Raw genomic sequence first — 26,429 nt, 5'->3', positions numbered from 1 at the left:
CACCGCACGCCGTAGGCGCGCGGAGCGCAAGAGGCTGGGGAGGTGTGAGGACCCCTGCGGTGCTGTGCGGTTGCAGTGCCGTGGCAGCGCTGTGCGGTTCTGGTGGACTGATACGGATTATTGCAAGACATTCCGGGATCGGTCGCACGACTGCGTGCGGTCGACCCGGTAAACGCTTGCAATAATCCGTATGAAAGGGCGAGGCGCGCTCGCGCTTGTTCAGTCGTCTGAGCGACCCCTATCCGCGCGGGCGGTGCCGAGAGCGCGGATATGTCGCTCAGCGACCGCGAGCGGGCCGAGGGCTTTCAGCACTCGATGGTTCCGCGGTGAGGGTCACGCCACTCGCGCCACAGTACCAGAAGCGAACAGAACAGAACCGAACACGCACCCTCACTCGGGGGAGTAGGCGGTGGCGGAGGCCGATTCCCGGGAGCGGACGGCGCCGACGACGGCGTAGACGAAGGGGGTGTCGGCGACGGCGACGAACAGTTTGAAGAGGTACTGGCCGGCGATGAGGGCGACGGCGCCGGACAGCGACGTCGAGCCGAGGAGGACGAAGCCGACGAGGATGAAGATGACCGTGTCGACGAGCTGGCTGGTGGCGGTCGAGCCGATGTTGCGGAGCCAGAGGTGGTCGCCGTCGGTGGCCTCGCGGATCCAGTGGAAGGCGAACACGTCCCAGTTCTGGCTGACGACGTACGCCGAGAGGCTGGCGACGACGATGGCGGTGCCGGAGCCGAGCACGTTCCGGAACGCCGCGAGGTCGATCTGGCCGGGGGCGGACTGGGGCAGGGCCGGCGCCTCGATGGTGCTCCAGACGAGCACGAGCATGACGAGGTTCATCAGGAAGCCGACGTTGACGACGACGGTGGCGGCCTTGCGGCCGTACAGCTCCGAGTAGCAGTCCGAGGCGAAGAAGGTCAGCGCGTAGGCCAGCGCCGCGCCCGGGAGCACGAGCGCGCCGCCGGCCAGCGGCAGCTCGACGGGTAGCTGAAACATCAGCAGCTTCGAGGCGGTCAACTGGGCGGTGACGATGGCGGTAACGAACAGGCCGACGAGCCCGACCTGCTCCGGCGAGAGCGCGGGGCGGGACTCGCTCATCGCTCCTCCTCCATGCGGCCCTGCCGGGCGTCGATGTCGTCGAGCATATCGAGCGTCTTGCGCATCGACGCGCGGATCGCCTCGCTGCGGTTGACGAACTTCCCGTCCTCGCCGACGTGTTCGTCGAGGTCGTCCAGCAACTCCTGGGGCACCTCCACGCTGATCTTCGGCATGATATTACTCAGGCGCTCGCCGAGGAATATAGGCGGTTCGATCCGGGGGACGCCCGACCCGGCCGATCTGCGGAGCAGGTTTCCTCTGTGCCGCCGGCGGACGGCGTTGAAGCCCGGTCGCGTCGGTGGGATCTCCGGACGGCTGTGGGAATATCCACATTTCACCGGGGAATGTACTGTCGGGAAGTATTTCACAGGGCCGAGCGAAGACGGTGCCGATGCAGGAGACACGGGACGACCCAGTCGGCGTCGCGGTCGTGGGCGACCGCGGCGACCGCGACCGGCTCGCGGCGGCGCTGTCGGGGGACGGCGCCGTCGCGGTCGTCGAACAGGGGGGTATCGACAGCCTCGGGGGCGACCGGGAAACCATCGAACCCGAGTGTCTCGTCTGTTCGAGCGTGGCGGACTACGAGCGGATCAGGGAGATCGACCGCGCCGTGGGGGTCGTCGTGGTCGCCGGGGGGCTGGCGCGGGCGGCCGTCGAGCGGGTGGCCGGCGACGCCCGGGCCGCCCGCGTCCACCCGGACGCGGACCTCGGGACGGTACTCCCGGTCGAGGTCGAGCGGCTCGCCGAGGACGCCTCCGCGGCGACCGCGTGGCGGCTGGCGGACTTCGCCGACGAGGCGGTCGTCGCCTTCGACCCGGAGACGCTCGCGCTCCGGGACGCCAACGAGCTGTTCTACGACCGGTGGGGGTGGGAGCCGGCGGACCTGGCCGACGCGACCGTCCGGGACCTGCTCGTGACGGACATCACCGAGGAACTGCGCGGGCAGGGCCGGGGGGCCGACGGCGAGGAACATCTGGAGTGGATCGACCCCGACGCCGACCCGGTCGAGACGATGGTCGAGCGCGCCCGCGGCGGCAACTACGAGAGCCGCGAGTGGCACTGCACCGGCGCCGACGGGACCGCGTTCAAGACCGAGGTCGACCTGTTCGTCGACGACCGCACGGGGACGGGCTACCTCGTCGCGGACGTGCCCGCGCCCGAGCCGTCCGGGCGGCGGGCCGACCCGCCCGGCGGCGACGAGGCCGCGATGCTGCGCTCGCTGGTCGAGCACGTCCCGATGTCGGTGTACTTCAAGGACACCGAGAGCCGCCACGTCCTCGTCAGCGAGGACGTGGTCGAGCCGTTCATCGAGTCGCCGGAGGGGAAGATCCTCCACTCCCCGGAGGACGTGGTGGGCAAGACCGACTTCGACCTCTACGAGGCGGACAACGCCGCCGAGGCGGTGGCCGACGACCGCGAGGTCGTCGAGAGCGGCGAGCCGATCCGCGACCGGCTCGAGCACGCCCAGCCGCCCAACGGCCAGGATCTCTTCTTCCAGACGACCAAGGCGCCGTGGTACGACGACGAGGGCCGCGCCCGGGGGATCGTCGGCGTCACCGTCGACGTGACCGAACAGAAGCGCCGCGAGCGCGAGCTCGACCGCCAGAACGAGCGGCTGGAGGAGTTCGCCGGCATCCTCAGCCACGACCTGCGCAACCCGCTGAACGTCGCCAAGAGCCGGCTGGACCTGTACTGGCGGACGGGCGACGAGTCCGAACTGGAGGAGGTCGCGGCGATGCACGACCGCATCGAGGCCATCGTCGACGAGGTGCTCACCTACGCCCGCGAGGGCAGCCACATCGACGAACTGGAGTGGATCACCGGTCGCGACCAGGCCGAGGCCGCCTGGGAGGCCGTCGACACCGCCGGGGCGACGCTCGCGACCGACTGGGCGTACTCGGTCCGGGGCGACGCCGACCGGCTCCGGCGCCTGTTCGAGAACTGCTTCCGCAACGCCGTCGAGCACGGCGGCGACGACGTGACCGTCCGCGTCGGGACGCTCCCGGAGAGCGACCCCGGATTCTACGTCGAAGACAACGGGGCCGGAATCCCCGAGGACGTGCGCGACCGGGTGTTCGAGCGCGGCGTGACGGGCGAGGACGGCGGCACCGGCTTCGGCCTCCCCATCGTCGCCGAGATCGCCGACGCCCACGGGTGGGACGTGCGCGCGACCGAGAGCGAGGCCGGCGGCGCCCGCTTCGAGTTCACCGGCGTCACCCGCGGCGACGAACTGGCGGAGTAGCGCCGCCGGCTCCCCGGGACGGCTCCCGGCCGCCCCCGAGAAAGTATATCACGCCGATAGACGATTCGCTGACACGATGGCGGACGACGACGCGAGATCCGGGGAGGAACCGGCCGGCGAGGACCGGGCGAACGACCGGACGGGCCAGGCGGACGACCGGAACGACGGAGACGAACCGAACGGCGAGGAACGGAGTCAGGCGGACGACCGGAACGGGAACGCCGACCGGCCGCCCGACGGTCCGCCGGCGCGGGACACCTACGACGACCTCGCGCCGGGGTACGAGGACATCACGGGCGCGGCGATCCGCGAGCACTACGAGTGGCCGGCGGTCCGGGAGCTGTTGCCGGCGCTTGAGGGGGTGAGGGTCCTCGACGCTGCCTGCGGCGACGGGTTCTACACCGAGCGGCTGATCGATTCGGGCGCCGACGCCGTCGGCGTCGACGCCAGCCCCGAGATGGTCGCCCGGGCGCGCGAGCGGTTCGGCGACTCTGACACCGGAGTACCGGTCCACGAGGCCGACCTGACCGCGGGGCTGCCCTTCCTCGACGACGGGAGCTTCGACCTGGTCCTCTGTCAGCTCGCGCTGGAGCACGTCGCGGACTGGCCGTCGGTCTTCGAGGCGTTCGCTCGCGTCCTCCGCCCCGGCGGGCGCGTCGTCGTCTCGACGAGCCACCCCGTCCGCGACTACGTCGACGCCGAGTACGGCGCGCGCGAGCACGTGCTCGCCGACGGCGCGACCTACGGGCGGGTCGAGCGCGCGGACCGCGACTGGGGCGACGAGGAGCCGTTCGTCGTCCCGTTCTACCGGCGCCCGCTGCAGGCGGTGTTCGAGCCCGCGACCGACGCCGGCCTGCTCGTCGAGCGGGTCCTCGAACCGGGCGTCACCGACGCCTTCGCGGAGCGAGAACCCGACCGCATCGAGCCGTTCGTCGACGGACCGCCCAACTTCCTCTGTCTGCGGTTCCTGAAACCCGCCGACCGCGGCTGAGTCCCCGGTCGCCGACCTCCGCCGTGCCAGTCGTTGACGGGCGACGGAAACGGCTTTCGGCCGCCGCCGAGAACGTCGGGCGAGCCATGCCCCAGCCCCTCCACCTCGTCGACGTGTTCGCCCGCGAGCGCTACGCCGGCAACCAGCTCGCGGTCGTCACCGACGCCGCCGACCTCGACGACGACGAGATGCAGCGATTCGCCGCCGAGATCGGCTTCTCCGAGACGACCTACGTCGAGACCGACGCCGCGTCCGGCCCGTCGTCCGGCGACGGCGACCCCGACACGTGGCCGGTCCGGATCTTCACGCCCGAGGCGGAGATCCCCTTCGCCGGCCACCCGACGCTCGGGACCGCCCACGCCATCCGCGAGCACCTCGCCGACGGCCGGCCCGACGAGGTGGTCCTCGACCTGGACGTGGGCAGGGTGCCCGTCGAGGTCCGCGAGCGCGACGGCCGCGAGACGCTGTGGATGACCCAGCAGCCGCCGACGTTCGGCGACCGACTCGCTCACGAGGACCTGGCGGCCGTACTCGGGCTCGACGCGGCCGACATCGACCGCGAGTTCCCGGTCCAGGTCGTCTCGACCGGACTCCCGACGACCGTCGCCCCGCTGACCGACCGCACGGCTCTGGAGTCGATCGGCGTGGACCGGGCCGCCTACGACGCCGTCACCGGCGACCGCGAGGCGAAGAACGTCCTCGCCGTCTGCCCCGATCCGCGGCGCGACGACACCGACCTCGCCGTCCGGGTGTTCGCGCCCCACTACGGCGTCCCCGAGGACCCCGCGACGGGCTCGTCGAACGGCTGCCTCGCGGCGTATCTCCACCGCCACGGCTATCTCGGCACCGGTCCCGTCGACGTGCGCGTCGAACAGGGCTACGAGATGGGACGGCCGTCGCTGCTCGACCTCCGCGCCCGCGAGAGCGCCGACGCCGGGAGCATCGTCGTCGAGGTCGGCGGCACGGTCCGGCCGGTCGCCCGGGGCAACCTGGTCTGACCGCCCGGCTCCGCTCCCGCCGCGAACCTACGCCTCCGGCGCCCGCTCGCCGTCGGCGCCGACGACCTCGCCGTCGTCCAGGCCGAGCCACTCGACGCTCGCCCGCCAGAGGGCCCGCTGGGCGTCGCGGTCGTAGGTCGCCTCGGCCGACCGGACGGCCTCGCAGTCGTCGAAGTACTCGCCGGAGACGCCGGTCACGTCGGGGGCGGTGGCGAGGTACGTCCCCGTCTCGGCGGACTCGGCGGCGGTGTCGACGCGTCCGGTCAGCCGCCCGACGACGCCGAACAGCTTCCAGCCGAGCTCGGCGAGCGACGACCCGTCGCGCGACAGCCCCGTCGACGGCGACACGCCCGGGTGACAGCAGGTCGCCGTCACGCCCGCCGGGAGCCGCCGGGCGAGTTCGTACGTGAACAGGACGTTCGCGAGCTTCGAGTGGGCGTAGGCGGCGACGCCGCTCGGCCCCTCGTCGCCGGTCGCGGCCCCGATACCCGGCTCCGCCCGCCGGTGCAGGTCCGAGGAGACCGTCACGACGCGGGCGGGGTCGGCGGTCGGGTCGGCCTCTCCCCGGGCTCGTTCCCCCTCACCGCCTCGCTCCTCGGCCCGGCGCTCGCCCGTCGCGGCGAGGCGATCGGCCAGCAGATTCGTCAGCAGGAAGGTGGCGAGGTGGTTGACGGCGACGGTCATCTCGACCCCCTCGTCGCCCCCCGGCACGTCGACGAGGCGGCGCTCGCCCTGCCAGGTGCCGGCGTTGTTGACGAGGCAGTCCAGCCGGTCGAAGTCCGACCGCACGGCGTCGGCCAGTTGCCGTACCTCGTCGAAGTCGGTGTAGTCCGCCGCGTAGAAGGCGTGGCCCTCGCCGGGGAGGTCGGCGACCAGTTCCTCGCCCGCCGCGCGGTCGCGGCCGTGGACGAGGACCGTCGCCCCGGTCGCAGCGAGGTTGCGCGCCGTCGCCGCGCCGATGCCGCTCGTCGACCCCGTCACGAGCGCGACGTGTCCCTCGCCGAGCACCGAGTCGTCGTCGGCTCCGCCTGTCATGGCGTGGCGTTCGGCCCGGACCGAGTTAACGCCCCGGGGCGTCGACGTGGTGGACTCGGCGTCGACTCCGACCCCGCTCGCCTCGCGTCCGTTCGCACGGCCGGGCCGCGGATTCCCGGGGGACACGCCGCCCGCTCCGGGCTGGGCGGTCCGGCTGTCCGGCGGGCCGACCGTCACTGCGGTCACAGCCGCTTCAGCGCGAACCACCCGCCGGCGAGGACGAAGACGGCACCGAACCCGGCGGCCAGCAGCGGCGTGTTCGTCGTCTTGTTCTTCAGGAACGCGTCGCCCGGCCGGTCGGGCACGACGTAGGCGGTGACCGTCGCCCCCGCCTCGTACTCGGCGACGACGGACCTGGCGGCCGACTCCGTGTCGTAGGTCGGCGATATCGACGCGGGGAAGACGCTGGTACTCTCGTAGGTCCGCCCGTCGTACTCGTAGCTGAACCGGACCGTCGGCTCGTGGTCGACGCCGCGCCTCGCCGAGACGGTCTCGACGCCGACTTCCTCGACTGTCGCGTCCACCTCGACGGCGTCGCGCACCGCCTCGGACTGCTGGACGTAGTCGTAGCCGCCGTAGCCGGTGACCGCGAGGCCGACGAGCACCATGAGCAGCGCCCCGCGCAGCGACTCCGGCCCGTCGATCGAGAGCCCCGAGTCGTCGCTCATGCCGGGGCCTCCCGGGACGGGGGCGTGGCCGCGGGGACCGTCGTTGCGGGCGTGTTTCCGGGTATCGGGCACGGGGCCCGCCCCGTTCCGCTCACACCGTTCGGGGACCGTTGGAGGGTCATCGTCCCCGGAAGGTCGGCGCGCTCGCCCAAAACCCCTCCCGTTACCCCGGTGGCTGTTTGTGTTACCCGGTGGCACGCGACCGTCAACACTCTTTACAGCGCGCCCGGAACCGGAGGTTATGGACCCAGTCAGCGCGGCGGTCGACGACGCCGCCGGCGGCGGACCGACAACGTATAAACCGACGGGGACCCTCACCGGGAGGTACGACCCATGAGCGAGCGCCCCGAGATGTTCCAGGGCGTCGACGAACTCTGGATGGACGGCGAGTTCGTCGACTTCGACGACGCACAGATCCACGTCCTCACCCACGGCCTCCACTACGGCTCGGGGGTCTTCGAGGGCGTCCGCTGCTACGACACGGTCGACGGCCCCGCCATCTTCCGCTGGGAGGAACACCTCGAACGGTTCTACGACTCGGGGAAACCCTACGACCTGGAGATCCCCTTCGAGCGCGAGGAGCTCACCGAGGCCACCGTCGAACTCATCCAGCGGGAAGGCCTCGAATCGTGTTACATCCGGCCGATCGCCTTCTACGGCTACAATTCGCTGGGCGTGAGCCCGGGCGACTGCCCGACGCGGGTCGCCATCGGCGCCTGGCCGTGGGGCGCCTACCTCGGCGAGGACGCCCTGGAGAACGGCGTCGACGTGATGGTCTCCTCCTGGCGCAAGCACGCCTCCAGCCAGATCCCGACCAACGCCAAGACCACCGGTCTCTACGTCAACTCCATGCTCGCCACCGAGGAGGCGAAGGGCAACGGCTACACCGAGGCCATCGTCCTCAACAAGGAGGGCAACGTCGCCGAGGGCCCCGGCGAGAACCTCTTTCTCGTCCGCGACGGCGAGATCTACACCCCCGGCCTCGCCGAGTCCATCCTCGACGGGATCACCCGCCGCACCGCCATCGAACTCGCCCGCGACCTGGGCTACACCGTCCACGACGAGGCGACCATCTCCCGCGGGGAGCTGTACACCGCCGACGAACTGTTCTTCACCGGCACCGCCGCGGAGGTCACGCCCATCCGCAGCGTCGACGACAACGTCGTCGGCGAGGGAACGAAGGGCCCGGTCACCGACGAGATCCAGTCCGAGTTCTTCGACCTCGTCGAGGGCCGGCTGGACGGCTACGACGACTGGTTCACCTACGTCTGAGCGTCGGCCCTGGATCCGGCCGGAGAGCGCGTTTCGACCGTGGACGCGCCGGTTTCGGCGCGCGGTGGGTAAACAATTAGGGGTAACGGTCAGGGGCGTTTGCCTCCGATGTCGGGGTAGATGCAACAGACGAGCACCACCGGGAGTCACGGCTGGCGCGTACGGGACTGCGAGGACGGGACACGCGCGGAGGTGGGTCGCCGATGCCCCTGACCACGCGCCTCCGGTCCGTGCTGAGCGACGCCCGCGAGCGCGCCGGGAGCGACGACGCCACGACGACCGACGGCCTGGGCGACGGGGAGTCGACGGCGGACCCGGCGACGGGACTGTTCGAGTGCCCCGCCTGCGGGAACGTCTACGTCGCCGAGGAGAAGTCGACCTGTTCGTCCTGCGACGAGCCCGTCGAGGAGGTCTCCGCGACGCTCTCGCGGGAGTAACCGGTTCCGGACCGCCGAGCGGCCGGTCGACCACCGCGGGCGGTGACCGCCGGTCAGTTCTGCTCGCCGTCCGATCCGAACGGGTCGCTCCGCTCCGGGATTTCACCGGTCGAGTTCGCCGAATCCACCGTGTCCGACGAGTCGTCACCTGCGCTCGCCGGATCGTCGACCGGCTGGTCCCGGCCACCGGACCGGCGGTCCGACCCCTCGGCCATCCGCGCCTCGACGCGTTCGAGCGCCTCGCGGGTCGCCCGCAGCTCCGCGACGAGTTCCTCGAGCTGGTCGGCGCTCGCCGCTTGCCGGTCGGCCGGCCGGTCGCCGCCGCCGGTGCCGTCGCGGCCGCCGCCCCCGCCGGCCTCCCGCTGGACGCGGGAGATTTCCTCTCGCACGTCGCGGGCGTCCTCCACGTCGTCGAAGGAGATGTCTGCGCCGGAGCTGCCGGCGGTGCTGATCTCGATGGTCCCGAAGCCGAGCTGTTTGCCCCAGAACGACTGGGTGAACTCCGTGTTCTGGATGCGGTCGAGGTCGACGCTCTCGATGTTGGTGCTGAGGATCCCCCGCTTGACGTACAGCGAGCGGGTGGTCACCACGTAGTCGGTGTGTTTGATCCCCAGGTACGACAGCGGCGAGAACAGGAGGATCAGGACCCCGATCAGGACGGGGATCAGGACCACGCCGGTCACGAGCGTGCCGACCATCCGAAGTTTGGTCGGCTCGCCGACCCAGACGACCTCCTCGCCGGGCTCCAGGGAGAGCCACTCCGAGACCTCCGAGTCGGCCGCCGCCGCGGCGCGGTCGGTCAGCGAATCGCCCGATCCCCCCTCGTCCGTCGTCGAGTCGCTCGATTCGCTCCCACCGCCCGTCGGGTCACTGCCGCTCATGCTCGCTCCTCCATGCGCTCGGCGACGGCGCGGAGTCGCCTGGCCTCCTCCAGCAGCGTCTCGACGGTCGCGTCGTCGAGCGCGCCCGCGGCAGGGGCCCGGTCGCCACCGTCCCCGTCGTCACGCTCGCCCGCGGCCCGGACCTGTTCCTGCAGCGCGTCGCGGAACGCCTCGGGGTCGTCGAGATCGGAGACCGTCAGGTCCGCGCCGCCGCTGCCGGCCGTCGAGACGGCGACGGTCCCGTAGTCGAAGAGGTTGCCCCGCCAGTCCTTGCGCAGCGTCGTGTTCTGCACGCGGTCGACGCCGACGCTCGTGACCGTCTCCGAGAGCACGCCCGCCTTCCGGTAGATCCGCCGGTTCGTCAGCACGTAGTCCGTGTGTTCGACCTTCAGGTAGGCCCACCCGGCCGAGGCGATCTGCGAGGCGGCGATCAGCGCCGCGATCCCCCACACGGCCAGTCCCGGGTTCACCGGCGGGTCGCCGGGCCAGTAGGGGATCCGCGTGGTGACGTAGGCCGCACCGCCGACGGCGAGCAGCGCCACCGCGATCCCCCCGGCGACCGTGCCGGCGATCCGCCAGACTCGCGGCTGCCCGGTCCAGACGACCGCCTCGTCCGGGTCCAGCGAGAGCCACTCGTGTTCGGCTGTCATATCGCGTGAGTGGTACGGTCGCCGAGATAAAACTACGGGACCGTCCGCTCCGGTGGGCCTTCGCTGCGAGCGGGCGTCACGCACCCGCGACCTGTGCGGACAGTCGCAGTCGGTCGCCCTCCGATATCGAGACGTCCAGATACTCCTCGGCGACGCCCCCGCCGGAGGCTTCGTACAGTCCGATCCACCCCCGGGCGGTGTGGTCCCCGCCCTCGATCCGGACCCGGACGAAAAAGGCGCCCGGCTCCCGCAGGAACTCCGAGACGACGGTGCGGTCGTCGGACGTGACCCGATACTCCCCGCTCCGTTCCCGGAGCGGCGTCGCCGCCGGCGCCGCTGCCGTGCGCTCCGGGGGAACGGCGTCGTCGTCGGTGCTCGTCTTCTCGGCCGTTACCGCGACCGTGTGGGCCTCCGAGTCCGTGTTCCGGATCAGCAGATCACCCGCGACCGGCCCGTCGTCGCCGCTCGTCACACAGCCGGCGACAACGCCACCGCCGCACACGACGCCGACCGTCCGGAGGACTCCTCGTCTGCTCGACCCGTCCACCATACACGGCGTGGGTAGCCCCCGTGGCAAGTGCTTTCCGCTGACAGTTCGGTCCGGTCGGTTCGTGTTGCGAGTGTATCGGTTGTTTCTGTTTGTGGTGTCGTGAAACGAAGTCGTGTCGGGGAGACCGCACTCGACGATGAGCACTGAACCCCTTCGGCGTGCTTGCTCTGAAATGGATCGGTCGCAATCGACAGCGAGCGCTGAAAGCCCTCGACGCGCTCGCGGTCGCTGAGGCGTGATATCCGCGCTCTCCGCACCGCCCGCTCACGGCAAAACCGTTCGCTTCGAGGCGCACAGCGCCTCGCACCGCGCGGATAGTGCCCGCTCAGCCGACCAGGCAAGCGCGAGCGCGCCTCGCCCTTTCAGTCCACCGGGAGAGCAAGCTCTCCCGAGCCTGCGCTCACACGTTCGCGCGGACACCAGGGACCGCCCCGCACAGCAACCGCGCCGCACCCGCCCCGCACGGCACCGCAACGGGCCACGTACCTCCCCAGCCGATTCGCTCCTATCGTCGCTCATCCCTCGCGCGACTACGGTCGCGCGCATGAACGCGCGCTCCAGCGCACGCCGACCGCACCGCGACCGCTCACCGCAACAGCCTCCGCCCGCACCGAACGCCATCGACAGTCCAGTACACCGTTCGGCCGCCGGATCGGGCGACCGGTTCCGGCACCCGCGCCGCCGGATCGGGCGACCGGTTCCGGCACCCGCAACTTTTTGCGACGCCCGCGCGCCCCACGTGTATGCGATTCACCGGTCCCGCCGACGCGAACGCGGTCGAGTTCGACCCGGAGACGGCCGAACTCGCCGTCGAGCGCGACGGCACGACGCTCGTGGCGCCCTCCGAACTGCCCGTCGGGAAGCTCGCCCGCCAGCTCCACGGCGTCGACTGGACCGGCGCGGCGGTGTCCGTCGGCGGTCCCACGGAAGTCGCCGACGAGTACGCCCTCCCCAAGGGGAAGGCCCGCGAACGGAGCCACCGCGCAGTCGAGCGGACGGTCACCTACGACCACCCCGACGCCGACGGCGTCGTCGCGGTGGACCTGCGCGCCGCCGCCGAGGGCGTGGCCTTCCGGTTCCGCGCCACCGGGACAGCGATGCAACGGCACACCGGCGACGAGGCGACGCTCTCGCTGCCCCGGGATACGGTCTCGTGGCTGACCCCCTTCGACGAGGCCCACGAGGCCAGCGCCCGCCAGCAACCCATCGTCGAGACCGACGGGGAGTACTGCGCGCCCGGCCTCTTCCGGGTGGACGACGAGTGGCTCCTGCTCGCCGAGGCCGGCGCCGACGGCGACTACGCCGCGGCCCGCCTCGTCGCCGAGGAGTCGGGGATCACCTTCGGCCTCCCGCAGACTCAGATGAACGCCCACTTCCCGCTTGAGACGCCGTGGCGCGTCGCGATCACGGGCGACCTGGCCGACATCGTCGAGTCGACACTGGTGACCGATCTGGCGGGTCCCACCGAGTACGACGACGAGTGGGTCGAGCCCGGCCGCGTCGCCTGGTCGTGGTGGTCCGAGTCCGACAGCCCGGACGACTTCGAGCGCCAGCGCGAGTACGTCGACTACGCCGCCGACCGTGGCTGGGAGTACGTCCTCGTCGACGCCGGGTGGCCCCGCCGCCGGTCGGAGATGCCCGACCTGGTCGACTACGCGGCGGAGCGAGGGGTCGACATCGTCCTCTGGACCCACTGGACGGACGTGAACACCGAGTCCAAGCGCGCCGAGCGCCTGCCGACCTGGGCCGAGTGGGGCGCCGCGGGCATCAAGGTCGACTTCATGGACGCCGACGACCAGGGTCGGATGCAGTTCTACGACGACCTCGCCGAAGCGGCCGCCGAGCACGAACTCCTCGTGAACTTCCACGGCTCCGTGGTTCCGACGGGCCTCCAGCGGCGCTACCCCCACGTCATGACCTACGAGGGCGTGATGGGCGCCGAGTACTACAAGTGGTCCACCGTCACACCGGAGCACAACTGCACGCTCCCCTTTACCCGCAACGTCGTCGGCCCGATGGACTACACCCCCGTCACGTTCTCCGCCGACGCCGCCCACACGACGCCAGGTCACGAACTCGCCCTGTCGGTCGTCTTCGAGTCGCCGCTCCAGCATTTCGCCGATTCCATCGACGAGTACGCCGCTCGACCCGAAGCCGAGGGGTTCCTGGGACGCGTCCCTGCGGCCTGGGAGGAGACCCGCTTCGTCGGCGGCCACCCCGGCGTCGAGGCGACCGTCGCCCGCCGCGCCCGCGACGACGGCGACGCGGCCGGCGAGTGGTTCCTCGGTTCCATCACCGCCGGTCCCCAGCGGATCGTCACCGTCGACTGCTCGTTCCTCGCGAGCGGCGACGCCGACCCGGACGAGGAGTGGACCGCCCACGTCGTCCGGGACGAAGCCGACGGGACGCTCGAATCTGAGACGTGGACGGTCTCGGGCGACGAGGCCCTCGATGTCGTGGTCCCCGAGAACGGCGGGTTCGCGGCACGGTTCGAGCGGTAGGCGACCCGGTCACAGCCACTCGCGCCCGGTCTTCTGTAGCCCGTCGACTTCCGCGTGCGGATAGACGTCGGCCATCGCGTCGATTATCTCGACGAGTTCCCTCACCGAGACCGACTCGTCCTCGAAGAACAGGACCGCTCGATACGCCTCGGGGCCGAACCGGGCGATGAAATCGTCGTCGTAGGTCACGATCGTCCGGTCGGTCTCGACGGAGTAGCGGGCGAGGGCCTGGTCGGCGGACCCCTTGCCGAGTTCCGGGACCGAATCGACGTGCTCCGCGTCGTGGCCCGCTCCGGCGAGGCGGTCGGTCGCCTCGTTCTCGATGTTCTCGTCGAGCAGCAGTCGGTACCCCACGGCTACTCGTCGGGCGGCGTGAGCGTCGTCCGCTCCTCGGCCTCGGCGATCCGCTCCTCGCGCCGTTTCTCGACGGCGTCCATCTCGTCGGGGTTGCGGTGGTAGTAGGCGAGCGCCGCGTACACGTCCGCCAGCGAGAGGTCGTATCGGTCCGCGACCGACGCTGGCGAGAGACCGCGGGTCTCGACCTGTTCCCGGAGGAACCGGACGGTCAGCCGCGACCCCTCCACGTGGGGCTCGTCGTGGATCTCGGAGTCCTCACCGGGGACGATACCGCTCACCTGTTCGGTCGCCATCTGGTTCGAAATTGGGCAGTTTCGGATTTAAACCTTCGCTGACAACGGACGCCGCCCTCCGGATCGGTGCCCTCCCGTTCGCTGGCAGGTCGGTGGTCGGATCGGCCGTGGCGGCCCAGCTGAATCGTTACCCCCGGAGATTCGTGACCTGCATCACCGCTTCGAGCGCGTCCGTCTCGAAACCGCCGTCGGCGACGACCAGTTCGTCCCCGGTCGATCGAGCGGTCGCGGCGATCAGTAGGTCCGCCGTCGCCAGCCGGTCACCATCGTCGATCAGTTCGTCCTGCAGCCGAGCCGCCTCGATGGCGATCGATTCGTTCAGATCGATCGCCTGCACGCCGGCGAAATCCTGCCGGATCGCGACGATGTCCGTGTCGCCGCTCCCGAGACGGCCGTTGATCACCTCGAAGACGCAGATCGTCGACGTGAGCCAGGGTTCGCGGCCCTCGATGCACTCCCGAACGCGCTCGTCGCCGCGAAGATACTGGATGATAGTCGACGTATCGAGAAACGTCATCGCTCGGGGCGCTCCCGCCCGTCACGGAGGTGTTTCATCGCCTCGTCCGCTTCCTCGTCGTCCCAGGCGCCGAACGTCATCGGGTCCCGGTCGCTCGTGATCCGCTGGAGAAACTCGTCCCACGTCTCGTCGTCCCGCTTCAGGGCGTCGAGTCGCTCCTTGGTCTCCTCGTCGACCGGTATCGATGTCCGGCTCACGTGAATTTATCGTTCAAAAACCTTCGCTGCCCGGGGGACGGGCGCGGTCGACGCCTGGGTACCGTTCCCATCGATCCAGGCAGTTGATACACCGTCCGCTCGCACCCACGGGCGATGACGGGAACGTTCGTCGTGCTGGAGGGGACGGCGGGAGCGGGGAAATCCACGCTCCTGGACGGGCTCGCCGAGGAGCTGCGCGACCGCGGCGAGTCGGTCACGACCGCCGGGGAGTTGGCTGACGCCGAGGTATTCACCTAATTCGAGGTGGAGGCCCCACCCTCAAGGAGCGTCGGGCTTCCGGCCCCGGCGGAAGCACAAGCGAGTAGGGCGGGGAGGAAACCGATCCGGTACTAATCAGCCGCCAGACTAGTGCCTGCTAACTCCCAAGCATTAAGTAACTACAAGCAGATATATGAAAATATCGTGGAGTGCCGTCGAACTGCCGTTATCAAGCTCGACACGCCCGAAGGCGCGGATGCACATCTTCGAGAGACTGTCGAGCAATTCAAATACTGTGCTAACACTGCGAGCGAGTGGTGCTGGCACGGTGACGACGGCTACCACGTCACATCCAAGGCGAAGGCCGACGATGCGCTGTACGACCAACTCCGCGAGGACACGGAGTTGACCGCGAATCTCGTCCAGAAAGGGATTCATCAGGCTGTCGAATCCATCAAAAGCGGTGTCGAACGGCTCAAAAACGACCAAGAGACGTCCCGTCCGACGTTCTCCGCAGATACCGCTATCTACGACAAGCGAAGTGCCACGTTCCACCGTGACCACGTGTCGCTGTCAACCCCGGACGGACGAATCGAGTGCGACTACATTCTGCCCGACGATGCCGAGACACCGCCGACGAAGTACGTCGCGGACGAGGATTACGAGTTTCGGCGGGCGACACTCCATCGACGTGACGGCGACTGGTATCTCCACGCGTCGATGCTCAAAGAGGACGACGATACTGACACCACCACCGAGCACAGAACAGTCCTCGGTGTGGACCTCGGTGTGAACCAGCTCGCGGTCGCTTCGACCGGACGGTTCTGGTCGGCAGACGAGTTCAACCACTGGAAACGAGAGTACGAGAAACGACGTGGCGACCTCCAACAGTGTGGGACACGAGCCGCCCACGACGCGATAGCAGGCGTCGAGCGCAAAGAGGACGGACGCTTCGAGATGTTCCTGCATCGTGTCGCCAACGAGATCGTCGCCGAAGCCGCCGAACACGACTGTTCGCACATCGTGTTCGAGGACTTGACGGACATTCGTGAGAACGTCCCACAGGCGTCGTGGCACCATCTCTGGGCATTCCGTCGGCTCTACGAGTATGTCGAATATAAAGCCAGAGAGCAGGATGTCGAAGCCGTCCAAGTAGATCCACGGAACACCTCGAAGCGATGTTCGACCTGTGGGTTTACCCACGACGACAACCGCAACGGCGAGGACTTCGAGTGTCAGGACTGTGGCTACCAGAACCACGCCGACTACAACGCTTCCAAGAACATCGGCCTGCAGTATCTCCGGCGTCGGCAAAACGCAGACGACGGAGGCGCACCCGTAGACGTGCGCTTGAATCGCGGGACGCTGAACGTGAGTGGAGAGTACAATCTTCCCGCCGCATCCGAGGCGTAGAACGGGAGTCCACGCGAAAGCCCTCCCCTCAACGAGCGAGCGGGGCCATTGCCCCCGAGCGAAGTAGGGGAGGGTAGTTTACCGCCGTCGCAGAAATTGCCGCCGAAATTCCACGATAACGGAGGATCTCCGCCCGGAGATGGACACAGTTATTCCGGGAGGCGTGTAACGGCACGTCACCAGCTATGCGTCACGCACACACGATGCGGGTGATCCGATGCGGGTCGTAGTGAAGTTCGGGGGCACGAGCCTCGGCAACGGCCAGCGCGTCACGCGCGCGGCCGACTCCATCGCCGAGGCCATCGAGGCCGGCCACGAGGTTGCCGTCGTCGCTTCGGCGATGGGGTCGACGACCGACGACCTCCTCGACGACATCAACTACGAGGCCGAGGACGCCGACCGCGCGGAGATCGTCAGCATGGGCGAGCGCACCTCCGTCCGGATGCTCAAGGGGGCGCTCGCGGCGCGGGGCATCGACGCCGACTTCTTCGAGCCCGGCAGCGAGGGCTGGCCGATCATCACCGACGAGTACGGCGAGGTCGACGTCGACGAGACGAAGAAACGCGCCAGCGCGCTCGGGGGCCAGCTCTCCGACGTGGTCCCCGTGATCACCGGCTTCCTCGCCCAGGACCACCAGGGCAACGTCACCACCCTGGGCCGGGGCGGCTCCGACACCTCCGCCGTCATGCTCGGCAAGTTCATGGACGCCGACGAGGTCGTCATCGTCACCGACGTGGAGGGCGTCATGACCGGCGACCCCCGCGTCGTCGAGGGCGCCCGCAACGTCGGCGAGATCACCGTCGACGAACTCCGCTCGCTGTCGTTCCGCGGCGCCGAGGTCGTCGCACCCTCCGCGCTGTCCTACAAGGACGCCGACCTGGGGGTCAGGGTCGTCCACTACCAGCACGACGACCTCCTCACGGGCGGCACCTCCATCGAGGGCGAGTTCCAGAACCTCATCGACCTGCAGGAAGACAGGCTGGCCTGCGTCACCGTCGCCGGCCGCGCCATCCGCAACAGCCCGGGGATCCTGGGCGAACTCGCGACCGCGCTGGGCGACGAGGGGATCAACATCGACGCCAACTCCTCGGGGATGGACTCGATCACCTTCTACGTCAACGCCGAGGACGCCGAGGACGCCGAGGCGCTGCTGCACGACCGGGTCGTCGAGGAGGACGCCCTCTCCAGCGTCACCGTCGAGGACGACATCGCCGTCGTCCGCGTCACCGGCAGCGACCTGCCCAACCAGCCCGGCACCGTCAAGCGCGCCATCGACCCGGTCTCGGAGGCTCACATCCACCTCTACGACGTGATCACCTCCGCCACGTCGGTCTCCGTGTTCGTCCCCTGGGACGACCGCGAGCAGACGCTCGAACTGGTCCAGGACGTGTTCTGAGTAGCACCGCTCGCACGCGTCCGCCCGACCGGTCGGACCCGGTCCCCCGCGGGCGGGCCCGGTGGACGGACCTGCCCGTCACCGCCCGGAGACACCCACCGTCGAACGTTCCTGTCGGATGGGAAATAAGTCCACCCCGTACGGAGCGCGGATATGCGCTCGTACGCCACGCGGACGGCGAGACCCGTCGACCTGCCCTCGCGCGAAGAGCGCGCGGCGGCGCTCGAAGCGGCCGGCTACAACCTGTTCGGCGTCGACGCCGACCGGGTGTTCGTCGATCTGTTGACCGACAGCGGCACCGGGACGATGAGCGACGCCCAGTGGGCCGCCCTCCTCCGGGGCGACGAGTCCTACGCGGGCTCGACCTCCTTCCGGCGGCTCCGCGAGGCCGTCGACGAGGTGATGGGCTTCGACCGCGTCGTCCCCGCTCACCAGGGCCGCGGCGCCGAGAACGTCCTCTACGGAGCGATCGTCGACGAGGGCGACCACGTCCTCAACAACACCCACTTCGACACGACGCGCGCCCACGTCGCCGCCAACGGCGGGGAGGCCGTCGACTGTCCCGTCCCCGCGGCGGGCGACCCCGACGCCGAGGCCCCGTTCAAGGGGAACTTCGACGTGGACGCTGGCCGCGCGTACGTCGACGACGTGGGCGCGGAGAACGTGCCGGTCGTCGTCCTCACGGTCACGAACAACTCCGCGGCCGGCCAGCCGGTCAGCGTCGCGAACACCCGCGAGGTCGCCGCCTTCGCCGAGGAGATCGACGCCACCTTCGTGATCGACGCCTGCCGGTTCGCCGAGAACGCCCGCTTCGTCACCGAGCGGGAGACCGAGTTCGACGACGCGACGGCCGCCGAGGTCGCCAGCGAGCAACTGGGTTACGCCGACGCGGTCGTGATGAGCGCCAAGAAGGACGGCCTCGCCAACACCGGCGGCTTCGTCGCCATCGGCGAGGGGCACGACGACCTCTTCGAGCGGGCGAAACAGCGGGCGATCCTCTACGAGGGGTTCCCGACCTACGGCGGGCTGGCGGGAAGAGATATGGAGGCGATGGCCGTCGGCCTGCGGGAGGCGGTCGACGACGACTACCTCGCCCACCGCGTCGGCCAGGTCGCCGAACTCGGCGCGGAGCTCGCGGCGGCGGGGCTCCCGGTCTACGAACCCGTCGGCGGCCACGCCGTCTACGTCGACGCCGGCGCGCTGCTGGATCACATTCCCCCGTCGGAATTTCCGGGTCAGGCGCTCGCGTGCGAGCTGTACCTGGAGGGTGGCGTCCGAACCGTGGAACTCGGAAGTTTCGCGTTCCCGGAGACCGACCGCCCCGAGTACGTCCGCTTCGCCGTCCCCCGCCGCACCTACCACCGCGAGCACTTCGAGCACGTCGGCGAGACGGCCGCCGCCGTCGCCGACCGGACCGACGACCTGACCGGATTCGAGGTGGTCGACGAACCCCCGATGGCAGAGTTGCGCCACTTCTCGGCGGACCTGCGGCCGCTGGACGCCTGAATGCGGACGGCCCTGGGCAGAAAGTGGCGGGCTGATCTGAGCGATGGGCCGTGTTCAGTACAGGCGTAGCGGTCGCAGTGAACGGCTTCGGTGCGGTCGGCGTGCGCTGTCGCGCGCTCTCGTGCGCGCGACGGAACCGCGCGAGGGATGAGAGAGTGAGTGCAACGAACGAGCGAATCGGCTGGGGAGGTTCGTGGCTGTCTGCGGTGCTGTGCGGTCGCGGTCCCTGGTGTCCGCGCGAACGTGTGAGCGCGGGCTCGGGAGAGCTTGCTCTCCCGGTGGACTGAAAGGGCGAGGCGCGCTCGCGTGCAGTTCAGTCGCCTGAGCGACCCCTACCCGAAGCGGCCTCCGGCCGCGAGGGTATGTCGCTCAGCGACCGCGAGCGTGCCGAGGGCTTTCAACGTCTGCTGTCAAGTGTTGTCGAGTCGATTCAGAACGAGCGTGCCGAGGGCTTTCAACGTCTGCTGTCGAGTGTTGTCGAGTCGATTCAGAACGAGCGTGCCGAGGGCTTTCGGCGCACACCGCCGAGTGCGGTCGATCCGGCTGCAAGCGACCGTGTCGAAACAGCACAGACGGCCCGCGCTACAGTTCGACCGTATCGAGCGAGTCCGAGATCTCAGAGACGTGCTCGTTGAAGGCGTCGACGAACCCCGCGAAGTCGTCGGCGTGGGCGCGCAGGTCCTTCGGGGCGGGCGGCTGGTACTGCGAGAGGAGATACACGCCGCCCTCGCCGCCGACGCGGAGGTAGCTGGCCCGGCCCTCCTCCCACTTGAGTTCCCAGCGCGAACTCCCGACGCGGGCCGAGAACGTCCCGTAGTCGTTGCCCTCGACGCGGTTGAGTTGCTGGGCCATCCCGTCACAGGCCTCGCGCATCCGCGAGAGGATGCGCTCGCGCGCCTCCACGACCGAGTCGACGGACTCGATCTCGGGGAGGTCGTCGGCGGCGTCGTCGAGGACGCCGTCGAGCGAGCGGACGTACTCGTTGAACGACTCGACGAACGCGTCGTAGTCGGCCATCGCCGCGGCGAGGTCCTCGGGGTCGGGGGGTTGCTGGGTCGAGACGACGTAGACGTCGGCGCCGCGACCCTCGAAGCGCAGATACTGCACGTCACCGGCCTCGTACTTGAGCGTCCAGGTGCCGCGGTCGGTGTCGAACTCCCGCTGACCGTAGTCGCCGCCCTGGAGGCGGGCGAGTTCGCGCGCGATCCGGCCGGCGTGGTCGGTGACTTCGGCGACCACCTCGTCCCGGCGGTCGGCGGCCGCGTCGGCGCCGACGACGTCCGCGTCGAGCCCTGCTGTCATCGACGGATCCACGCGGGCGAGCGGCATAACACCCGCGTTCCCGCCGCGGGCGGCGGCGGTCGACCGGTCGGCGACTGGCCCATATCGACACCTACTTTCGCGCCTGGGGCCGACGAACGGGCATGTACGTCGGACGCTTCGTCGTCGTCGCACCGGAGGTGGGCGCCTACCGCGTCTCCTCGCGTTCGTTCCCCAACAGGAAAGCGACCGGCCGCGAGCCGGGCACCGTCACCGTCGGCCCCACCCCCGACGCCCCCGAGACGGACAACCCCTACGTCGAGTACAACTGCCTGCGGCTGACCGACCGCGGCGCCGTGGTCGGCAACGGCTCGCACGTCGACCCCACCGCCGAGAAGCTGGCGCTGGGCTACCCCGCCCGCGACGCCCTCGCCGAGCCGCTGCTGGCGCTGGACTTCGAGAAGGACGACTACGACACGCCCCGCGTGGCGGGGATCGTCGGCGTCGACGCCGCCGACCCGAGCACGAACGCCGACGGGCCGGGCGCGGTGATCGGGACCGTCCGCCGCGACGCGCTGCTGGTCGAGGAAGTGACGGAGCCGACGCTGGTCGCCACCTACGAGAAGGACAGTCCCGAGCCGGTCGACTTCGCGGCGACCGACGCCGCCGCGGCCGCCAGCGAGGCCTACGGGATGGACCTCGAACACGAGGTCTGCGCGGTCGGCGTCTCCGGCGACAGCGTCGCCGGCTTCGAGACGGCCATCTTCAACGGCGAGGAGTAGCCGCCGCCCCGACCGGGCGGCGCCGTCTCCCCGAGGCGCGTCTGCCGTAGTACTAAGAGCGAGGGGGTCGCAGAGCCGTCCATGAAGGTGGGCGTCATCTCGGACATTCACGGGAACCTCGTGGCGCTGGAGGCGGCGCTGGCGGACATGCCGCCGGTCGACCGGCTCGTCTGCGCGGGCGACGTGGTCGGGTACAACCCCTGGCACGCGGAGTGTACGGCGGCGATCCGCGGCGAGGGCGACCACGGGCTGAGCGACGAGGCGGCCGCGATGTTACCCGACGGCGAGGTGCCGACGGTGATGGGCAACCACGACCGCGCGGTCGCGTTCGACCAGGCCTACGGCTTCAACGACATGGCCGCCGCGGCGGTCGACCACGCCCGCGAGACCTGCAGCGACGACCAGCTCGAGTGGCTCGGCGAGCTCCCCGAGCAGCGGGTCGTCTGCGACGGCCGGATGCGGATCGTCCACGGCCACCCCGACGACCCCGACCACTACACCTATCCCGAGGAGTACGGCCCGGACATGCTCGGCGACGAGGACGTGCTCGTGACCGGCCACACCCACGTCCAGGGCCACGAGTTCTTCGACGAGGGGCTCGTCATGAACCCCGGCGCGGTCGGGCAACCGCGCGACGGCGACCCCCGGGCGGCCTACTCGCTGGTCGACTTCGACAGCCGGGAGATCGAGGCCCGCCGCGTCGAGTACGACGTCGACCGGGTCGTCGACGCCGTCCGCGACGCCGACCTGCCGCTGCGGATCGGGACGCGGCTGCGCTCCGGGCAGTGAGTCGGTCTGTGACGGTGTTCCGTCCGTGATGCTCGTTGAGTAGTGGTTTCTGGTGGGTTTGTCGTGGAATGAAGTTGTTCGAGAGCGACCGCAGTCGACGGTGAGCGTTGAACCCCCTCGGTGCGCTCGCGGTCGCTGAGACGGGATATCCGCGCTCTCCGCATCGCCCGCGCGGATAGTGGCCCGCTCAGGCGACTACATAAACGCGAGCGCGCCTCGCCCGTTCAGTCCACCGGGAGAGCACGCTCTCCCGAGCCCGCGCTCACACGTTCGCGCGGACACCAGGGACAGCACCGCACAGCAACCGCGCCGCACCCGCCCCCAGCGGCACCGCAGACGGCCACAGACCTCCCCAGCCGATTCGCTCGTTCGTTGCACTCACTCTCTCATCCCTCGCGCGGCTACGGTCGCGCGCATGAACGCGCGCTCCAGCGCGCGCCGACCGCACCGCGATGCCCTACATGAAGTCGGCGATGCCGGACTGCTTGTTGGTGTCAGTCCCACCTTTTTCTCCTCGGGTATCCTCGGTCGCTCCGCTCCCTGCGGGTACCGCTCGTCGAAAAACGTGGGCGAAAAAGGCCGGCCGCTCCCGACGGTCGCGGCCGGTGAACCGCCTCCCTGCGGTCGGCGGACTTCGGTCCGCGATGCCCTACATGAAGTCGGCGATGCCGGACTGCTTGTTCGTATCGTCCTCGAAGACGCGGTTGATCGACCGTTCGAGCACTTCGAGCCGCTGTTTCGTGTAGGTGCGGCAGCCGAACTCCTCGGCGACGCGGGTCGCGGTCTCGATGTACTTGTTGACCGACCCCTCGTGGACGGTGAGGTTGACCTGGCCGCCACACTCCCGGCAGTCGCCCGTCAGGGGCATCCGCCGGTACTTCTCGCCGCAGTCCAGACAGCGCACGTCCTGCCGGGAGAACGCCCGCAGGTTCCCGATGAGGTCCGGCAGGAAGTGATACTCGATGATCCGCTCGGCCACGTCCGTCTCGTCGACCGCGCGGATCTTCCGCGAGAGGTCCAGTTGGGCGTCCATCTTCTCCTCCATCGACCCCAGCGTCTTGTACGCCGAGAGGTCGGGACCGGCCGCGATGTCGGTGGTGTCGTGGGTGTGGTCGAAGCCCGTGTACTCCTCGTCGGTACCCAGCGTCGCCTCCGCGATGGTCATGATGTCCTCCACGTCCTCGGGGTCGGCCAACTCGCGGGTCGCCTCGTAGAACTCCCGGGGGTACTCCCGCATGATGTCGACGTTGTGGGCCTCGTCGTCGATCTCCGCCGGGTCGATCCGCGAGGACATGACGAGGGGTGCATCCATCCTCCCCCCCCTCTGGTTCGGCAGGAACTGTCGAGAAAAGTTCAAAAGGCCGTCCATAAGGAGCATCACGCAGTCCTCGTCACCGTCGCAATTCCGGCGTTTTGCGGCGTGAAAGTACGGATGTGCGTACCCGACAGCGGCCGTGGTAAAACCCACAATTCTTCCGACAGTTGCCGCGCTCGTGTGGGGCGCCATTCCGAAGACGAGTTCCCCCACGAGGTCGTCGCGCTCCTCCAGTTCGTAGAAGGGTTCGAGGCCGTAGTACGATTCCAGCAGGTCGTCGACGAAGTCGGCGGTCTTGAGCATGTGCTCGGCCGCGCCCTCCGAGAGAACGATGTCCTGGACGTTCAGCTCCACGAGCTGGTCGTCGTGCTGGAGGGGCTGGCCGTGGATGTCCTCGCCGTAGCCCAGCGCCTGAAACGCCTCGGCAGTCACGTCGAGTTCGGAGGGGCGCACTGCCGTCACGGGCAGGTCGGTCATGTCGTAGCGGACGGTGCCGTCCTTGAACGCCGAGACGCCGTGTTTCGCCCGGAGGACCCCCTTCTCCATCGGCTCGGGCGTCTTCTGCTCGGAGGACAGCCCCTTGACGGCCTTCAAGGCGTCGTAGGCGGTGGGCCGCTCGTCGAGGTTCGCCAGCGCCGACTTGAACTCCGCGTTCACGTCGACGACCTTCGTCTGGGTGGGGCTGGCGAGCGTCTCGCAGCGGCTACACTCCGCGCGGCCGGACTCGTCGGGTTCGACCTCGTGGTCGCAGTCCGGGCAGACGTAGACGGCCTCGCAGACGCCGCCGCAGTCCGGACAGCGCGGCTTGAAGGTGCGCTCGCCACACTCCGTACACTCCTGGCGGCCGACCTCGAGTTCGACCTTCCCCTGGGAGTCGTCGTAGCTGTCGCCGGCGACGGCCGCGTCGCCGACCTTCCGCTGGGAGCCGCCGGCCTCGCCGATGGGGAACAGGGTGTGGACGGCCGGCGAGAGGTCGCGCTTCTCGGACTTCTCGGGGCGGCCCATCCGGTTGCCGATGCGGGTGGGCGCCCGTTCGCGCACCTCGAACGGAGCGATCTCGTTGACCGCGAGGACGGCGTTGGCGCCGTCCTCCGTCGAGGCGGCCGAGGAGTCCAGTTGCGCGTCGCTGGCCTCGCCGCCGCCGTACGATTTCGCGCGCTCAGAGAGGTCCTCGGGCGTCCACTCGCGCTCCAGGGAGTCGTCGAACCCGAGCGTCCGCGCGAGCGGGCGCCAGTCCGGGACGACGAGCGTGTCCTCGGTCTGGGTGTGCTCGACGAGGAGGTGTTCGACGGCCTCGCGCACGGTCTCCGAGCGCGGGATCACCAGATCGCCCGCCGCCGCGGCGCCCGCGTCGCGGTCGTGGCCGTCGGTGGCGGCGTCGTGCTGTGTCGCGGTGTCGTCGCCCGCGCGACCGCCGTCGTCGGAGTCATCGGGGTCGCGGACGACGGCGCCGTCCGTTTGCGCGACTCGCCCCTGTTCCACGGCGTCGGCCAGCGCGCACACCTCGTCGACGGACAGGTCGTGCCAGCAGTAGGTGTACTTGGGGTGCAGCGGCGCGTCGTACTCGTCGACCCAGTCCAGGGCCTCCTCGGCGCTCGGGTCCGATAGATCGACGTCCAGCGAGTCGCGCATCGCCTGCACGTCCGCGCCGGCCGCGTCGAACTCCTGGGCCCACCACTCGACGGTGTAGGACGCGGGCGCGAGCGGGTGGTTGTTCTCGACGAACTCGCCGTAGTTGACGAGGTACTCGCCCAGATCGATGACCTTCTCGACGCCGTTGCGCACCGCCAGCGCCTCCTCGGGGTCGTCGATGCGCCGGACCTCGCCGTTGGCCAGCCGGACCGTCGGCCCCTCGATGGTGTCGACGGGGACGACCCCCGCCGCCTTGCCGGGGCGCTCGGTCTTGATCTGGGTGCCCGTCGCGAGGAAGTCGTCGACGAGGTGCATCGTCGCCGGGTGGACGCCGGCAGTGGCGTTCCCGTGGTTGCGTGCCCGGCCGTACCGGAGGCGGAAGCCACCGGCCTCGCTCGGGTGCGAGAAGACGGGACGCCCCGCGATGAGGTCCCGGAGGAACTTCTTCGACGGTTCGGGACGGGGCGGCCCGGCGGGCTCGTCCGCCTGTTCGTCCCCGTCGGCGTCTCCGTCACCCTCGGCGTCAGCGTCCTCGCCCTCGTCTGCATTGGCTTCACCGTCGTCGGCGTCCCCCTCGTCCCCTATGGTCCCGTCGATGAGGTCCTGGAGCCACGGCCAGTCGACCTCGTCGAGATTCCTGGTGTAGCGCTGGATCTTCGGCGCCTTCAGCGCGATGCCCTCGGCCATGACGAGACACATCCCCCCGCGGGCCGAGTTGGAGTCGACCCGTTCGAGGTCCCGGTAGCCCGACACCTCCTCGTCGCCGGTGGCCTCCCCGTCGAGCATGATCGGCATGTACTCGGCGATGAACTTGCTCTCTTTCTCCTTCGGGGAGTACTGCAGACCCGTCTCCTTGTCGTAGAGGTCGATCTCCTCGGCGTAGCGGCCGATCTCGTCGTCGCGGGCCTTGTACTGGTCGATATCGAGCATCGCGCGTGCGTAGTCGGCGACGAGCACGGAGAGCGCTTGCGCGGTCCCGCCGGCCGAGCGGATCGGGCCGGCGTAGTAGACGTTGACGAACTCCGTGCCGTCGTCGTTCTCTAAGATCTCGACGCGGTCGATCCCCTCGATGGGGGCGGCGACGACCCCCTCGGTGAGCAGGGCGACCGCCGTGCGGACCGCGCCCTCGACCTTCCCCGCGCGGGAGTCGTAGTCGCCGACCTCGCCGTCGACGAAGTCCGAGACGAGTTCGAGGGCGGCCTCCTCGCGGCTCATCTCCCCCTCGAGTTCGCGGACGCGCTCGGCGACGCCGTCGATGCCGAGGATGTTCTCGACGCGGTCGGCCATGTCGCGGGCGACCGGGATCTCCACCTCGTCGGCGGGGTCGCCGCCGCGCTCGCGGGCGCGCTCGGCCACGTCGAACGCGCGGTCGAGCTCGGACTCCAGCCGCTCGAAGTAGCGCTCGTCCTCCGGTTTCATCGTCGCGT

At 69.8% G+C, this 26,429-nt stretch carries 25 protein-coding genes; 12 read left to right on the top strand and 13 right to left on the bottom strand.

The annotated features are described in order from the left end of the window. Nucleotides 1-390: 390 nt before the first annotated feature. Nucleotides 391-1,101 (bottom strand): queuosine precursor transporter, encoded by a 711-nt coding sequence (locus tag ACMGFG_RS08250; RefSeq protein WP_436929862.1) that lies wholly within the window; start codon nucleotides 1,099-1,101, stop codon nucleotides 391-393. Next, on the bottom strand, nucleotides 1,098-1,274 hold the full coding sequence (locus ACMGFG_RS08245; RefSeq protein ID WP_436929861.1) for a ribbon-helix-helix domain-containing protein: 177 nt from the start codon (nucleotides 1,272-1,274) through the stop codon (nucleotides 1,098-1,100). The genes ACMGFG_RS08250 and ACMGFG_RS08245 overlap by 4 nt, the downstream gene beginning before the upstream one ends. Nucleotides 1,275-1,492: 218 nt before the next feature. On the opposite strand from ACMGFG_RS08245, the gene ACMGFG_RS08240 reads away from it, so the two are divergent. From ACMGFG_RS08240 to ACMGFG_RS08230, 3 genes are all read left to right on the top strand, one after another. Further along, entirely contained in the window at nucleotides 1,493-3,343 is a 1,851-nt protein-coding gene (locus ACMGFG_RS08240) for a PAS domain-containing sensor histidine kinase (RefSeq protein WP_436929860.1), read from the top strand. A 76-nt stretch (nucleotides 3,344-3,419) separates the two neighbouring features. Then, entirely contained in the window at nucleotides 3,420-4,334 is a 915-nt protein-coding gene (locus tag ACMGFG_RS08235; RefSeq protein WP_436929859.1) for a class I SAM-dependent methyltransferase, read from the top strand. Nucleotides 4,335-4,420: 86 nt separating this feature from the next. Beyond that, nucleotides 4,421-5,332 carry a PhzF family phenazine biosynthesis protein gene (locus ACMGFG_RS08230; protein ID WP_436929858.1) on the top strand — a complete coding sequence of 304 codons (912 nt, stop codon included), beginning with the start codon at nucleotides 4,421-4,423 and terminating at the stop codon, nucleotides 5,330-5,332. Nucleotides 5,333-5,359: 27 nt separating this feature from the next. On the opposite strand, the gene ACMGFG_RS08225 is transcribed toward ACMGFG_RS08230, so the two are convergent. Continuing rightward, nucleotides 5,360-6,367 (bottom strand): SDR family NAD(P)-dependent oxidoreductase, encoded by a 1,008-nt coding sequence (locus ACMGFG_RS08225; RefSeq protein ID WP_436929857.1) that lies wholly within the window; start codon nucleotides 6,365-6,367, stop codon nucleotides 5,360-5,362. 182 nt (nucleotides 6,368-6,549) lie between these two features. Continuing rightward, a complete protein-coding gene (locus tag ACMGFG_RS08220; protein ID WP_436929856.1) occupies nucleotides 6,550-7,035 on the bottom strand; it encodes a DUF3592 domain-containing protein in 486 nt (161 codons plus the stop codon). A 333-nt stretch (nucleotides 7,036-7,368) separates the two neighbouring features. Here ACMGFG_RS08220 and ACMGFG_RS08215 point away from each other — a divergent pair, with 333 nt between their 5' ends. Then, entirely contained in the window at nucleotides 7,369-8,307 is a 939-nt protein-coding gene (locus ACMGFG_RS08215) for a branched-chain amino acid transaminase (RefSeq protein WP_436929855.1), read from the top strand. A 203-nt stretch (nucleotides 8,308-8,510) separates the two neighbouring features. Further along, the gene (locus ACMGFG_RS08210) at nucleotides 8,511-8,744 is read left to right on the top strand and encodes a hypothetical protein (protein ID WP_436929854.1); all 234 of its coding nucleotides are present in this window, start codon (nucleotides 8,511-8,513) and stop codon (nucleotides 8,742-8,744) included. A 53-nt stretch (nucleotides 8,745-8,797) separates the two neighbouring features. On the opposite strand, the gene ACMGFG_RS08205 is transcribed toward ACMGFG_RS08210, so the two are convergent. The 3 genes from ACMGFG_RS08205 to ACMGFG_RS08195 all read right to left on the bottom strand — a co-directional run bounded on the left by ACMGFG_RS08205 (nucleotide 8,798) and on the right by ACMGFG_RS08195 (nucleotide 10,825). Continuing rightward, nucleotides 8,798-9,625 (bottom strand): PH domain-containing protein, encoded by an 828-nt coding sequence (locus tag ACMGFG_RS08205; RefSeq protein ID WP_436929853.1) that lies wholly within the window; start codon nucleotides 9,623-9,625, stop codon nucleotides 8,798-8,800. Beyond that, the gene (locus tag ACMGFG_RS08200) at nucleotides 9,622-10,275 is read right to left on the bottom strand and encodes a PH domain-containing protein (RefSeq protein ID WP_436929852.1); all 654 of its coding nucleotides are present in this window, start codon (nucleotides 10,273-10,275) and stop codon (nucleotides 9,622-9,624) included. The genes ACMGFG_RS08205 and ACMGFG_RS08200 overlap by 4 nt, the downstream gene beginning before the upstream one ends. Nucleotides 10,276-10,351: 76 nt before the next feature. Next, entirely contained in the window at nucleotides 10,352-10,825 is a 474-nt protein-coding gene (locus ACMGFG_RS08195) for a hypothetical protein (protein ID WP_436929851.1), read from the bottom strand. 743 nt (nucleotides 10,826-11,568) lie between these two features. Here ACMGFG_RS08195 and ACMGFG_RS08190 point away from each other — a divergent pair. Then, nucleotides 11,569-13,326 (top strand): glycoside hydrolase family 97 protein, encoded by a 1,758-nt coding sequence (locus tag ACMGFG_RS08190; protein WP_436929850.1) that lies wholly within the window; start codon nucleotides 11,569-11,571, stop codon nucleotides 13,324-13,326. Nucleotides 13,327-13,335: 9 nt separating this feature from the next. On the opposite strand, the gene ACMGFG_RS08185 is transcribed toward ACMGFG_RS08190, so the two are convergent. From ACMGFG_RS08185 to ACMGFG_RS08170, 4 genes are all read right to left on the bottom strand, one after another. Then, a complete protein-coding gene (locus ACMGFG_RS08185; protein WP_436929849.1) occupies nucleotides 13,336-13,680 on the bottom strand; it encodes a DUF5615 family PIN-like protein in 345 nt (114 codons plus the stop codon). A 2-nt stretch (nucleotides 13,681-13,682) separates the two neighbouring features. After that, nucleotides 13,683-13,976 carry a DUF433 domain-containing protein gene (locus tag ACMGFG_RS08180; protein WP_436929848.1) on the bottom strand — a complete coding sequence of 98 codons (294 nt, stop codon included), beginning with the start codon at nucleotides 13,974-13,976 and terminating at the stop codon, nucleotides 13,683-13,685. Nucleotides 13,977-14,103: 127 nt separating this feature from the next. After that, nucleotides 14,104-14,493: a PIN domain-containing protein gene (locus ACMGFG_RS08175; protein ID WP_436929847.1), complete on the bottom strand. Its 390-nt coding sequence runs from the start codon at nucleotides 14,491-14,493 to the stop codon at nucleotides 14,104-14,106. After that, complete coding sequence (locus tag ACMGFG_RS08170) at nucleotides 14,490-14,690, bottom strand: DUF7557 family protein (protein WP_436929846.1); 201 nt, start codon at nucleotides 14,688-14,690, stop codon at nucleotides 14,490-14,492. Before ACMGFG_RS08170 ends, ACMGFG_RS08175 begins: the two co-directional genes overlap by 4 nt. Nucleotides 14,691-14,804: 114 nt before the next feature. Between ACMGFG_RS08170 and ACMGFG_RS08165 the strand changes: the two genes are divergently transcribed. From ACMGFG_RS08165 to ACMGFG_RS08150, 4 genes are all read left to right on the top strand, one after another. Then, a complete protein-coding gene (locus ACMGFG_RS08165) occupies nucleotides 14,805-14,948 on the top strand; it encodes a hypothetical protein (protein WP_436929845.1) in 144 nt (47 codons plus the stop codon). Nucleotides 14,949-15,113: 165 nt separating this feature from the next. Continuing rightward, complete coding sequence (locus ACMGFG_RS08160; RefSeq protein WP_436929844.1) at nucleotides 15,114-16,322, top strand: RNA-guided endonuclease InsQ/TnpB family protein; 1,209 nt, start codon at nucleotides 15,114-15,116, stop codon at nucleotides 16,320-16,322. Between the two features lie 217 nt (nucleotides 16,323-16,539). Next, on the top strand, nucleotides 16,540-17,718 hold the full coding sequence (locus ACMGFG_RS08155; RefSeq protein WP_436929843.1) for an aspartate kinase: 1,179 nt from the start codon (nucleotides 16,540-16,542) through the stop codon (nucleotides 17,716-17,718). Nucleotides 17,719-17,871: 153 nt separating this feature from the next. After that, nucleotides 17,872-19,224: a tryptophanase gene (locus tag ACMGFG_RS08150; protein ID WP_436929842.1), complete on the top strand. Its 1,353-nt coding sequence runs from the start codon at nucleotides 17,872-17,874 to the stop codon at nucleotides 19,222-19,224. Between the two features lie 582 nt (nucleotides 19,225-19,806). On the opposite strand, the gene ACMGFG_RS08145 is transcribed toward ACMGFG_RS08150, so the two are convergent. After that, nucleotides 19,807-20,526 carry a profilin-fold protein gene (locus ACMGFG_RS08145; protein ID WP_436929841.1) on the bottom strand — a complete coding sequence of 240 codons (720 nt, stop codon included), beginning with the start codon at nucleotides 20,524-20,526 and terminating at the stop codon, nucleotides 19,807-19,809. A gap of 122 nt (nucleotides 20,527-20,648) precedes the next feature. Between ACMGFG_RS08145 and ACMGFG_RS08140 the strand changes: the two genes are divergently transcribed. After that, nucleotides 20,649-21,266, top strand: coding sequence for an IMP cyclohydrolase (locus ACMGFG_RS08140; RefSeq protein ID WP_436929840.1), 618 nt, complete (start codon nucleotides 20,649-20,651; stop codon nucleotides 21,264-21,266). Nucleotides 21,267-21,347: 81 nt separating this feature from the next. Further along, nucleotides 21,348-22,055 (top strand): metallophosphoesterase family protein, encoded by a 708-nt coding sequence (locus ACMGFG_RS08135; RefSeq protein ID WP_436929839.1) that lies wholly within the window; start codon nucleotides 21,348-21,350, stop codon nucleotides 22,053-22,055. Between the two features lie 649 nt (nucleotides 22,056-22,704). Here ACMGFG_RS08135 and ACMGFG_RS08130 read toward each other — a convergent pair. Further along, nucleotides 22,705-26,421 carry a DNA polymerase II large subunit gene (locus ACMGFG_RS08130; RefSeq protein ID WP_436929838.1) on the bottom strand — a complete coding sequence of 1,239 codons (3,717 nt, stop codon included), beginning with the start codon at nucleotides 26,419-26,421 and terminating at the stop codon, nucleotides 22,705-22,707. Between the last annotated feature and the right edge of the window lie 8 nt (nucleotides 26,422-26,429).

This window comes from Halosimplex halobium, assembly GCF_051414055.1.
Taxonomy (GTDB): Archaea; Halobacteriota; Halobacteria; order Halobacteriales; family Haloarculaceae; genus Halosimplex; species Halosimplex halobium.
Note: the sequence above shows the minus strand (reverse complement) of the source record. Positions and strands in the feature narration are given on the sequence as shown.